Source organism: Mucilaginibacter sp. P5_A4 (assembly GCF_056400605.1).
Genome location: NZ_JBFUKX010000008.1, coordinates 115,596 through 128,763 on the forward strand (window position 1 = coordinate 115,596; position 13,168 = coordinate 128,763).

The 13,168-nt window shown below is 44.2% G+C and carries 5 protein-coding genes; 4 read left to right on the forward strand and 1 reads right to left on the reverse strand.

Translation table 11 applies throughout. The features are described from left to right. The first annotated feature begins 18 nt into the window (after positions 1 to 18). Genes AC1DQW_RS07655 through AC1DQW_RS07665 form a run of 3 tightly spaced genes read left to right on the forward strand, consistent with a single transcriptional unit; the run spans position 19 to position 8,544 of the window. Complete coding sequence (locus tag AC1DQW_RS07655; protein WP_477453536.1) at positions 19 to 4,296, forward strand: DUF5977 domain-containing protein; 4,278 nt, start codon at positions 19 to 21, stop codon at positions 4,294 to 4,296. Positions 4,297 to 4,324: 28 nt separating this feature from the next. Then, a complete protein-coding gene (locus tag AC1DQW_RS07660) occupies positions 4,325 to 8,158 on the forward strand; it encodes a DUF6443 domain-containing protein (protein WP_477453537.1) in 3,834 nt (1,277 codons plus the stop codon). A 5-nt stretch (positions 8,159 to 8,163) separates the two neighbouring features. Next, positions 8,164 to 8,544 carry a hypothetical protein gene (locus AC1DQW_RS07665; protein WP_477453538.1) on the forward strand — a complete coding sequence of 127 codons (381 nt, stop codon included), beginning with the start codon at positions 8,164 to 8,166 and terminating at the stop codon, positions 8,542 to 8,544. A gap of 309 nt (positions 8,545 to 8,853) precedes the next feature. Here the strand turns inward: AC1DQW_RS07665 and AC1DQW_RS07670 are convergent, their stop codons facing one another. Next, a complete protein-coding gene (locus AC1DQW_RS07670; protein ID WP_477453539.1) occupies positions 8,854 to 10,644 on the reverse strand; it encodes a sensor histidine kinase in 1,791 nt (596 codons plus the stop codon). 508 nt (positions 10,645 to 11,152) lie between these two features. On the opposite strand from AC1DQW_RS07670, the gene AC1DQW_RS07675 reads away from it, so the two are divergent. Further along, entirely contained in the window at positions 11,153 to 13,141 is a 1,989-nt protein-coding gene (locus AC1DQW_RS07675; RefSeq protein ID WP_477453540.1) for a hypothetical protein, read from the forward strand. Positions 13,142 to 13,168: the final 27 nt, after the last annotated feature.

Consider the following 13,168-nt stretch of genomic DNA (forward strand, 5'->3'; position numbering starts at 1 on the left):
GGGTTAAAACAAATTTCAATGAAAAACTTTTATTTAACAATTGCGGCTTTTATGCTGCTATTGGTCTGTTTAAAACCGGTCAAGCTCCGCGCTCAAACAGCAGCTGAAGCCAACGAATACAATAAGGTATCCATTGCTTCCCCAACGGCTGGGTCCCTGGCCAAGTTTGTGGATATCCCGGTTAGCCTGCATACAGGTATTCCCGACATTGGTATTCCGTTGTACACGCTGCAACAGGGCCAGTTATCGCTGCCTATCAGTATGAGTTATCATGCTTCGGGCTTAAAAACGGCTGAGCCGGCAGGCTGGGTGGGCGCCGGATGGGCATTAAATGCCGGTGGCGTGATCACCCGTTCGGTAAGGGGAACGCCGGATGAGAAAGGAACGGTGAATAATTTTCAACATACGGGTTTTTTCAGTGATCACGGTTATACCAGTCATATGCTTGAAACCGGGCATCCACTGAATGATCCAAATGACCCTTACCCTGCTGATACCCGGCCGGATAGTGGCTATAAAGTTAACTATCTACGTTTCGTTTCCGGAGAATTTGATTCGGAGCCGGACTTGTTCTTTTTTAACTTTGGCGGTTATTCCGGCAAGTTTTATTTCAATGACGACCGCACGCCGATGCTGTTGCCGGAGCAGGATATTAAAATTGAATACAATTACACCTACGGTTCTTCAGAAAGCATCCAGGGATTTACGCTGACTACCCCGGATGGCGTAAAATATTACTTTGGGGCAACGCCGTCTACAACGGATGTTGACCCCGTTGAATATACGAAGGTGTTTACAGACCAGAACGGCATGGGCTGGGATAAAGTATTATCCAGCTGGTACCTGAACAAAATCGTGTCTGCCGATGGCAATAACTCCATTACCCTTAACTACCGTTCGGTTGGCTATAGCTATTATACGGTATCCACGAGTGTGGAAACGGGCAATGCCAGAGGGTATAAACTGGTGAGGAATATCATCCATGGTGTTGAGCTGGATAACATCACCTCGTTAAACGGCCAGGTGAACTTCATACCGACATCCGCCGCCAGGGAAGACCTTTCAAATACCAATGCAAACGGCATTGAAGGTGTGAACACGTCGGCCAAAGCCCTTGCCAGGATCGACGTGCTGCAGAGGAACGGGCAAACGCTCTTAAAGAGTTACAATTTTCTGTATGATTATTTTGTAGATAATAACACTCCGGTGGCTACAACATTAAACATAGTAACAACCGACAAAAAGAGGCTGCAGCTGTTGAGTATCCAGGAAAAAAGCGGTACGGGTATCGCAAACCCTCCTTATAGATTCGATTATTTTACTGAGTTGGTGCCGAGGCGGATGAGCTTTGCCCAGGATCATTGGGGCTTTATTAATGGGGTAACGAGCAATGGCGACAACCTGATCGCCACTTATTACAATACTTATAATACAAAAACTACCGTAACCGGGGCCGACCGTGATCCTAAATGGCCAGCCATGCGGGGAGGCACTTTAAAAAAAATCACTTTCCCTACAGGCGGGTACAACTTGTATGACTTTGAAGCGAACCAGTTTTACAAGTCGATTATCTCCGGTACAAACGGGGACAGGACGTTTATAAACAGCGTCAGCGCGGGATATGACGGCGGGCAAACCACCAAAACTAATTTCATCCTTCAGGCACTGGATTACCACCAGTATGTGTTCCAGCTGTCAAACCTCCACTACGGCGGCGCGGGGCACATGAACGTGTACAATAGCAACAACGCCCTCATCGACCAGCTGTTGGCAAACAATGACGAGACCAGGGAAATTATGCGAAACTACGCTCCCGGCACTTACAAGTTTGAGGTCATCAAGGACGATGCCTACGGCGGCAACGGGGCAGCGGTCAAAATCTATCAGCTTGCGGGCTCTGTTGTAAGCACAAACGAGACAGTGGGCGGCTTAAGAATAAAAACCATTACCCAGAACAGCGGCAATGGCAGACCGGACATGGTAACTAACTACAGCTACAACGACGGGCCAAACAATCTTTCTACCGGGGTGCTTTTTGGAAAACCCACCGTGGCGCAGGTACTGCGCAACGATATCGACAAAAATTATTTTCAGGAATCCCAGGCCACCCACCAGACAAATATTTACGCTGAGGGATGCCCTGCAACACCCGGTTATGGTCTGCCGTACATGGTTTCCGCAGGTAGCATACGCCCGATGAACTCAAGCCAGGGCAGTCATATCGGTTATAAAAAGGTTACGGTTAGTCAAACAGGTAAAGGGTATAGTGTTTCGATGTTTGATACAGATGGCGAGAATTATATAACGCATGACGATATCGTAAACAGAACCATCGTTACCACACCCAACACCTGCACCTCAGATATTCCAAACTATCCAGCCGCACCGGAGCCTAATAGTTTTAATCGCGGAAAATTGCAGTATAAGGCAGATTATAGTGAAAACGGGACACTGTTAGATGATGCTACCTTTACCACTGTATACCAGGATAACCCTATGACGACACCTGCGTTTGTAATTGTAGGGAATCCGGTAGGCAGTAATATTCCTTCTTTTTTTACCTGGTATAATCAAACAACAGGGCGTAAAATAAAGGAAACTGTAGTTAAAAATTTATATGCGAGTAACGGCACCGTTAATACCATCGAAGAATCATACTTTGACAGCCCGTATCACCACCAGTTAACCAGAAATACGAACACTAATTCAACCGGTGATGTAATGGAAACCCGCTACAGGTATGCGGCAGACTACCGGCTTTCAAATGTAGATGGTTTAAGTGATGGCCTGGCTAATTATTTGACCCAGTTTGCCGCGGTTAATAATACCTTCAATTCAAGTATATCAAGCTGTACGGGCAGCGTAGGCTGTCAGCGTGTAGCGTGGTTTGATTATACCATTGGGCTGATACATAAACGCGAGGACTTTAATAATTACCGGATAGCCAATATTACCGGTACCGGTAATACTTTTAAAGTGCAGCTTGCAGCGGCCGTAAATAACGTTGGCCCTGATCTGAAACCACTGATAGCCATGCGTGTCCAAAATAATTATCAACCGGTTGAAACCACTACTTTAAAAAACGGCAGCGTATTAGGCTCAACACTTTACACGTATAATTATTTCCCGGCATCGCAAAATCAAATCTATCTTTCTAAAGTAAGCAAAACCGACTTTTTTGGTCCCCCGGCAAGCTTTACCTATACCGCTACCGGAGCGGATAATTATTCGTTGGTTAAAGATCCCGGGTATAACGAAAAGGCAAATTTCAATTACGCGTTAGGTAACACCACGCAGGTTAATGTTTTTGGAACTCCGGCAGCAGCATACCAGTGGGGTTATAACGCGGCTTACCCGGTTGCTAAGGTAAATGTTTCAAAGGCGAATGATATATTTTTTGATGGCTTTGAAGAAACAGGTGGTAATAGCGTGCGTAACGTTAGCAAAACCGGGCATTATAGTCATACAGGCGGCTATACCAAAGCGCTTACAGGGCTGGATGCAGGCACATATACATTGAGCTATTGGTTAAAAGGCAGCGGAAGTAGCTGGTCATGGCAAAGTATCCCGGTTACAATTGCAGGAAGTTCTTACACCATTTCCATACCTACTGGCCAAATTGATGATGTTCGCTTTTACCCATTGAACGCGGAAATGACCAGCTATACCTATGACCCCGGGATTGGGATGACCAGCAGTACAGACGGAAGGGGCTTAGTTACTTATTACGAATACGATTCCTTTCAGCGACTGTTAAATATCAGAGATAAGGATAGCAGTATAGTTAAAAATTATAACTACAACTATGCTGTGCCACCTGTTATAACTTACACCAGCGCAAGTCAGTCTGGCAACTTTACCCGAAATAATTGTGGTGCTGGTTATATTTCGAGCCCTGTAACTTATACTGTTTCAGCCGGAGCTTTTAGTTCTATTATATCACAGAGTGATGCAGATCAGCAGGCACAAAATTACCTGAATGCGAACGGACAAAACTACGCTAATATTAACGGAACGTGTATGCAAAGTGTTCCGGTTACATTAAGTAATAACACTAATACAGGTTATTATGTATACTTTTCAAATAGCACAGCGTCGTGGACTTTTAGCTTTCCAAATTCAGGAAGTTCCACAGTGCAGGTACCTGCGGGCACTTATTCTGTAGATGTATATCCCAGCGGCGCATATATTAATCATACCATTACGTGCGGTTCGCAATCAGTAACGGCTCCGCGAAATTTATTTAGTGGCGTAATCGTCGCTACCGGCGGCAACTTAACCATATCTGTCAATTAAATGCAGTACCACTTTAAACCTTATTAAAATGAAATATAAGTTAATAAAAAAACAAAGGAGTATAGCGGGTTTGCTATTAACCACGATGTTGCTCTTTTCGGTAATGGCAGTAAAGGCGCAAACCTATGTAACCGGGGGGCAAATAACGGGCACACCGGCAGCCGGCTCGTATTATAATAACAGCAGCATTACTTTAACAGCACCATTCAGCTTTGCCGCCGCAACAGGCAGCAGCTTAAATTTGTTTATCACCGCGCCATATTGTGTGCCACTAAATGCTAACCCCAGTACCGCGCAAAACTACATTATCACCTCAACGCCACGTATAGGCGGTATTACGTCGCCGGCAGGCCTGGCCAATCGTAGTACCTGCGATTTGATGCAAACCGTGCAATACTTTGACGGACTCGGTCGCCCAATCCAAACGGTACAGGTAAAAGGGTCACCGGCTGATAAGGATATAGTACAGCCCATGGTTTATGATATGTACGGCCGCGATAACATCAAATACCTGCCTTACACGCTAAGTACAGAAACCAGTGATGGCAGTTATAAAAGTAATGCGTTAACTCCGGGCTATGGCGTATCTGCTTTTTACAATCCATCAGGAACCCCAGCCACCCAGCCACAGCTTGCTGGTGGTATCCCTCATATTACAACTCCTTACGCGGTAACCATATATGAGCCCTCGCCACTAAACCGGGTAACAGAGCAGGGGGCGCCGGGTGATACCTGGCAGCCTAATTTAAGTAACGCGGACCTGAGCCATACCGGCCGCGTATCTTATGCTACTAACGATAATACCGATATTACCAATATAGCCACCACTTTTAAAGTGATGCTATATAAAGTAACTATTGGGACAGACGGCACCCGCACACTGGTAAATGCAGGCACCAATGCTTATGCTAATGGTCAGTTATATGTAACCATCGGTAAAGACGAGAACTGGCAATTGGGCGATCTGCGGGTGGGTTCCGCGCAAACATTTAAAAACAAGGCAGGCAATGTAATACTAAAAAGGGTTTTTAATAAAAAGCCAGATGGCAGCATAGAAATGCTATCCACTTATTATGTATATGATGATTATGGCAACCTGGCTTTTGTATTGCCCCCCGGCGCATTACCTGATGGCGGCATCGTCAGTTCCACTTCACTTGATTTTTGGTGTTACCAGTACCGTTATGATGAGCGCGGCAGGCTTATAGAAAAAAAGCTGCCGGGTAGGGGAAAAGAATTTATGGTTTATAATACCCTTAACCAGGTTGTGATGATGCAGGATGCCAACCAGCGCGGCGTGGCTAACCAGCAATGGACAGTTACCAAATACGATGTGCAGGGCCGCGTTGTGGTAACAGGTTTATATACCGATGCAGGCAGCACTGCGGGCACCGAAAAAAGGACAAACATGCAGGCTGCGGTAACCGGTAACGCCAAACTTTGGGAAGCCAGGGTAACCGGTGGTAACGGCTACAATACAGCAGCTGGTGTTTACCTTGCTTACCCAACATCTCTTAATACAACACTTGCGGTAAATTACTATGATAATTATAACATTCCCTCGCTTCCGGCTATTTTCGATAAACGTGCTGAAGCGGGGATGAGTGCAATGACTGCTGGCAGCCCAACAGCCAGCCTGATTAAAATATTGGATGGTACCAATGGCAGTAATAATATGCTGTGGAATGTAAGTTATTATGATGACTTTGGCCGCAGCATCCGTGGCTTTGCAGAACATTTTAAGGGAGGCCTGGTAAGCATAAACAATTACGATGAGGTAAAAAGCACGTATGATTTTACAGATGCAGTACTTACCAATAACCGTGTAAATGTCATAAACAGCAGCAGTAATACGGCATTGCAGTCTGTAGCTGTAAATTTGACTTATGATTATGACCATATGGGCCGCAAGCTGCGTACCTGGCAAAGTATTAATGGCAACGCCATAATGCTAAATTCAAATGTTTATAACGAAACAGGCCAGTTGATTGATAAAAAACTACACTCAGCAGATAACGGGCAAACGTTTGTACAAAGTGTCGATTATCGCTATAACAGCCGCGGTTGGCTTAAAAGCATTAATAATGCCGCATTGAACAATGCCGATCCGCTGATTAATAACGACACCAATGATGCCTTTGGCGAGGAACTATCTTATGATGATTACGGTACCACTGCTTTAAAGCAATACAATGGCAACATCAGCGCGGTAAACTGGCAGGGCAAAAAGCACCCCTCGGGCACGGCGGCGCAAATTGCGCAGGGATATGAATACAGCTATGACAAGCTCAACCGGCTTACCCTTGCTAACTACACAACGGTAGGGCTTGCAGGAAGGTATAATGAAGCCATTACCTATGACGCAATGGGCAACATTAAAAAGCTGAACCGCTACCGGGATATTAATAACGCCGTTACGCCTATTGACCAGCTGACTTATTTATATGGCAATAGTGATAACAGTAGTAAGTTATTATCGGTAACAGACATTAGTGGCAGTAACGAAGGTCAGCTAAACGGAACAGCAGGTTATACATATGATAATAATGGCAACTTATGGACGGATAACAAAAAAGGGCTTACATTTACGTATAATTATTTAGATCTGCCATATACGGTTACGCCGACAACAGGAAACGTGCTTACCTATATCTATGATGCAACGGGCCGTAAATTACGCAAGGTAATAACAGGCGGCAACCGCGACTATGTGAACGGTATTGAGTATGATGCCGTGGGTAACCTGATGTTTTTGGCGACAGAGGAAGGGCGCGCCCGACCTAATGGGAATAATTATTTTTATGATTATGCCCTGAAGGACCATCTGGGTAATACCCGTGTGCTGATAGGTCAGGATGGCCAGGTAGCGCAGCAAACGGATTATTATGCCTTTGGGTTGGAGATGAACCGGGGCGGTATGGTGGCCCCCAACCCAGACAATAAGTACAAATACAACGGCAAGGAACTGCAGGATGAGCTGAATATGAACCTGTATGACTATGGGGCTCGCATGTACGATGGCGCTACCGGCAGGTGGACAAGTGTGGATCCTCTGGCAGAGACTTCGAGAAGGATGTCACCATATAACTATGGTGATAATAATCCAATCAGATTTATTGATCCAGACGGGATGTCCACTGAAAGTTGGATGCAGGATCATGGTATAACTACTGATGATTTGATAACTTTGTATCAAGCGCCCACTGAACAAGAAAATGAAGGTGACGATTGCTGTAAAACAATTACAACCGCTCCACCTACAACTTCGTCTAAACCGCCAATAAGTAAATCTGTAGTTAACGCGGCCGGAGAGTTGATAATGGATCAGGGCGTTAAAATACCGGCCGTGGTTGAACTTGCTGCCTGGTTGGTGATCCAGTTATTTACATCGCCCAACGATTCGAAAACACCTGAAACAGTTTACAATGAATATGGGGGCCCTAAAGGAAATACAGATGTTGCTCCAGGATTCGACACAGAAATGAACCGACAAGGACATTTTCGTGGAAGTCTCAATATCCCAACTGATAATGAAGAAAGGAAGGAATATTATATTCATTATTCAAATAGGAAGGGAATCGTAGGTATTGCAACGACCCAAGTGATTCTACCAAATAAAAAAAACAAAGTATACCTGACTAAATCTCTTTTAACGGAAAAAGAGGTTGAAAATATTCTATTCATTGGAGATCCAACAAAGAAAGGTTCTGGAAAATACATGACAATATTCAAAGTCGACCCCGATCAAGCATCTAATATCAGTAAAAATCCTACAAACGTACACGAATATGATTACAATGCAGGAACTTTAAGAATTAGACCGGGGAATATGGTGTATATTGGGACTAATCCTAAAAAATAATAATTATGGTTATAGATAATATTTCGGAGTTAAAAGTTCTCGTAAGTGCGTTTTACGCTTTAAAATTTGGCATCGATAATGATGAATTAAGTCGAATAGTAAGAAGTCCTTTTTTTAGTCGGGTATTCAATGAAGCCGTCCTTGAGATGATTGATCGCTATAACACAATCAAAACTGTTGATGATAGTTCTGCCTCAATTGAAGAATGGAAACTAAAATATCGAAAAGAAGAAAGAGAAAAGATTCTTGAATATTTGTTAGAAATAGAGTCTTGGAAAGATATTGATGAATCTGTACAAGTAGAAATAATTCAAAACCTACTTAGCCCCTTTATTTATGACAGTAATGATCTACAGAAAATCATTACTGAGTTAAATAAACGATAGGCCAATCTGGTGCTAGTATGCAGGTTTGACGTGAGTAGAGTAATCGCGACATTACCTCCTGTTGTCTGTAGGCTTTCGCTGTTCGATTCCCCGGCTACCTTTCGCTGCCGCCGCTCCAGCCTTGTGGCCCGCATGCAAGGTATTGAATATGCAAATCCCGGATGTTTTTTCATCCGGGATTTTTTGTATCTAAAATGTCGCGTTAAGGATTGGCGTGGATACAGGCCATTGCGCTTAAGGCCTGCAGGCGTATGAACAGAAAGCCTGGCCCCCGCTTCTACCAGCGGGGGAAACGCCTAAATATCTACATTAATCCTTGCAGGGTAATTTAAAGCTAAAGATACTCCCCTGGCCAATGGTGCTATCAAACCATAGTTCGCCGTTTTGGCGTTTAACAATTTCGTTGCAGATATACAGGCCTATGCCTAACCCCGGGGCGCGGTAAACATCATTAACCTGGTAAAAGCGTTCAAATATATAGGCTTGCTGTTCTTTAGGAATTCCCTGGCCAAAATCCTGGATGCTGCAGGTTAAATATTCGCAATCGCAGGTGAGCGAGATATAAACCTTATCGGCAGCAGGCGAATATTTAACAGCGTTGTCAATTAAATTGGTAAGCAATTGGATGTAGCGGTTACGGTCGGCAAAAAACTTACACGCATGATTTTCTTTAATGATAAGCCTGTGCGAAGGGAAAATCAACTGTAAATCGCTTACTACTTCGGCAAGCAGTACATTAACTTCAAACTCGCTTTCGTTAAAGGTAAGTTTGCCCGATTCGATGCGCGAAATATCCAACAGATCCTGCACCAGGTTATCCAACCGCGCTATTTGTACGCGCATCCGGCTTAAAAAGCGCTGCGCCCGCGGGTCGCTAACTGTTTCCGACCGGCTCAGCAATTGCTCGTAGCCCTTTATTGAAGTAATGGGCGTACGTAATTCATGGCTAACCGTGCTTATAAAGCCATCTTTTTGTATCTCGAGGTGCTTTTGCCTGGTGATATCGGTACATGAACCTACCAGGCCTATAAATTCGCCACCCGGCAAATGCCTGGGTGTACCCGATGCAATTACCCAGCGTACCGAACTATCTTTAAAACAGATGCGGTAATCGATATGGTAAGCTTCCTGTAACAAATGTGCTTTATCATAAGCTTCGGCAACGCGCTGGCGGTCGTCGGGGTGAATTACGTTTAACCAGGTATCATTCAAACTATCCGAAGTAAATGCCGATGTCCACTCCTTCCATTTTTGATTTACATAAACTAATTCTCCCGATGCATCCGACATCCATAGTGCGGTAGGCGATGCCGTGGTTAAGGTTTGCAAAAGCGAATCCGTTTCGTCGCGCGCTTTTTGAAGCTCTATTTGCTGCGTGATATCCATCATCGAACCCACCATTCGTACCGCCTTATCCTCGGTAAATATGGTGTAACCCCTATCCAGGATATTTGCGTACGAACCATCCGCGCGGGCAAAACGGTATTGATCGGTCCAGTTTTTTTCGCCGGTTTGAATTACCTGCCTGATGCCGTTTACTACCCGTTCTTTATCCTCAGGGTGTACCCTTGACGACCATGACTCTATAGTTTGTTCAATTTCCGTTTCGCTATCGCCAAATAAATGCAAAAAGGTTTCGTTCCACCACAATTCATTGGTTTCCAGGTTCCAGTCCCAAATGGCGTCGTGGGTGGCCCGGGTAAGCAATTCAAAGCGCTCAACATATAATGATAGCCTGGTAATATCGTTCACCATAACCAGCCTTGCGGGTTGTTCGTTAAAATCTACCGGGTAAGAAACTATCTGTACATGAATAATTGTTCCGTTTTTTACAACATGGCGAAAATCTCTTTTATGCGTTGCCGGCCCGGACAATGACTGTAAAACCGATTTCAATTTTTCAATATCTTCCCGGGGACGGATATCCATTATAGTCATACCCAAAAACTCTTCGCGCGAATAACCATACTGTTCAAGCGTAGCGTTATTAACCTCCAGAAACCTTAAAGTTGCCGTATCAAAAAACCACATAGGCTGAGGGTTTTGATAAAAGAGGATCTGAAATAACGATTCTTTATTTTTGGCTAAGAAATTATCCATTCAAATTCAATTCACTATATAAAATTTCGCATCTATTATCACACCCGCCTAATTCAACGCAAAATTAGGTTTATTATATAATTCATGCTATTATTCATAAATAAATAATATTCTGGTAAATAAATTAGCTTTTTAAGCAATAATTTAATAAAACACAATATACGGGTTTGCATAATTTAAACCATGTAACATGGTTTACTTTAAAACCGTTTGCTGCAGCAGAATTACGCGGTTCTCGTTTTTATTTCAACGTAGCCCTACCTTTTTCAATTGCGTATATGTACGCTTTAATTAGCGTATTGATACTACATGCCCTATGTAGATTAATCCACAATTTTGACATCATAAAATTTACCTAAACAATGATTGTCAGCAATTTAAAAACAAAGTTAGTGAGCAGCGTGAATATAAACGCCGCAGGGATCATTTACCTGCTCATACTTCAATAATCGTAAAACTATAAGCGCATTCCATTTAAAAATTTAAACCTTATAAACATTTAAAAATTATGAAAAATTTAGTCACAGGTCTGGCCGGCGCTATCGGCTCAAAGTATCTTAAAAACCACAACAAGCTTGTTTTTGTAGAATACGGCGGTTTTATTTCCAAACTCGATCTTGTACAGGGCTCGGCCGGCATTGTATCGCAGGGAACAGCAATTATTAAAGGCACCTGGCTTTTTGATTGTGAAACAGGCACTAATGTTGGCATGGGCGCCACTGCAGATATCTGGTGGGAACAAATTGACAGTGTTAAACGCCAAATGGTACCCCAGGGTACAGCGCAAATAGTTAACCTGGGGCAGGTTAATTTTGGCCAGCTTACACCAGCCGCCATGCAATTGTTCAATTATACTTCAAGCGCTATTATTGGTAATAATGATGCCTCCAATAAATTAGTTGCGGGCGATGTTTTTTGCGTTAAAACCCGCGAGGGCAATTATGCCAAAATAGGCGTTGTAGCTTATGGTTACGACCTTAAGATACAATGGGTAACCTACAAGCTGAACCCGGCATATGCGCATATCGGCATAGGCTACAACCAGCCCGAGGACATCTGTGTATTAAATAACGAAGCCACCGCTTATGTTACCGAACGCACGGGCAATATTGTTAGAGTAAATTTAGCTAATGCCAACCGTAATGTATCAACGGTGGTATGCACGGGCTTAAACACACCGCAGCAGCTTTGGGTAGATGAGGCCCACAACCAGGCCTACGTAGTTGAGTATGCCAATCCGGGCAGGCTTATCAGGGTTAACCTGGGCACAGGGGTGCAAACAGTTTTATATAATGGTTTAAACCTGGCAGTGGGATTAACGCTATCGGCGAACCTTTCTTATGCTTATGTTACCGAGCAGGGACTTAACTGCGTAAGCCGTATAGAACTGGCAACCGGTATTAAAGTAACAATAGCCACGGGCTTAACCAGTCCGTTTTACCTAACCTGGGCCGATGCCACAGAAAGCCGCTTACTGGTAGCCGAGCGCGACCCTGCAAACCGGATCTCGGTTGTGGATGTTACCAAAACTACCGCAAATGTAAACCTGCTTATCGGAGGTACCGCATTCCGCCCATCAAGTGTAACCGTAATCACACCGGGCATTTATTGCGTTGCCGCTAACAATCAAATTGACCAGCACTTTTTAACTTTAGGTACAGGCAATTTCCTGTACAAAGGCATTGGCTATGTTGCCTGGAACCTGATCCCGGCAAGCGGCAAGGCCGATACCACCTCGCTGCCTGCCTACCCCTACCAGTTTCCTAAAGATTCGCCCTTCGGCGGCACCCTTCCGGTAAATATTGATCATTATCATGCCTGGAACTCTGGTATTACCTATTACCGCGTACTGGTAGATGGCCTACCCCGAACAGATAGCTGGAGCGAAGTACGTATGGACCCTGCAACCGGTTACTATAATATTGTTGAGGCCAAAAGCACCCAGCCAGGCGGTTATTATACTGTGCACAACCCGGTATATTCCTACATGGAAACAGATATTGGCTGCAAACTGGGCAGCAACAATCTTACCAACGGCTTGCATAGCCTGGTTGTAGAGTTTTATGATGCAGCCCATAACCTGGTATCAACCATGGGCAACAACTTATTTATTGATAACCAGCAATGCGTAGCATCATTAGATATGCCTTTACTTGATGGCAACCACGCGACTACCGATTGCGGTTATTTAAAATACACCGACAAAACACACCCCGTATCGCTGCATTGGGTAGCATCTCACCCTATGGGCTTTGCCACCTATGGCTTTAGCATTATTAAGGGAGCCAATGGTTTCGATAGCGTATCGGGATCACTTTTACCGGCTACTTTTGTAGATTATACCTATGTAAAACCGGTTTCGGTTATGCTGGGCTCCTGCCCCGGCGTAGCAGCCTTTGCCGAATCGCTTGCTGTATACTCCACAGTAATTAATGGCGTAGGCAGGCAATCACAGTACGATGCGTATAAAAGCATAGCATTTTGCCTGGCGCCTTAAATATTACAGGTGCAAGGCCAATCTTAT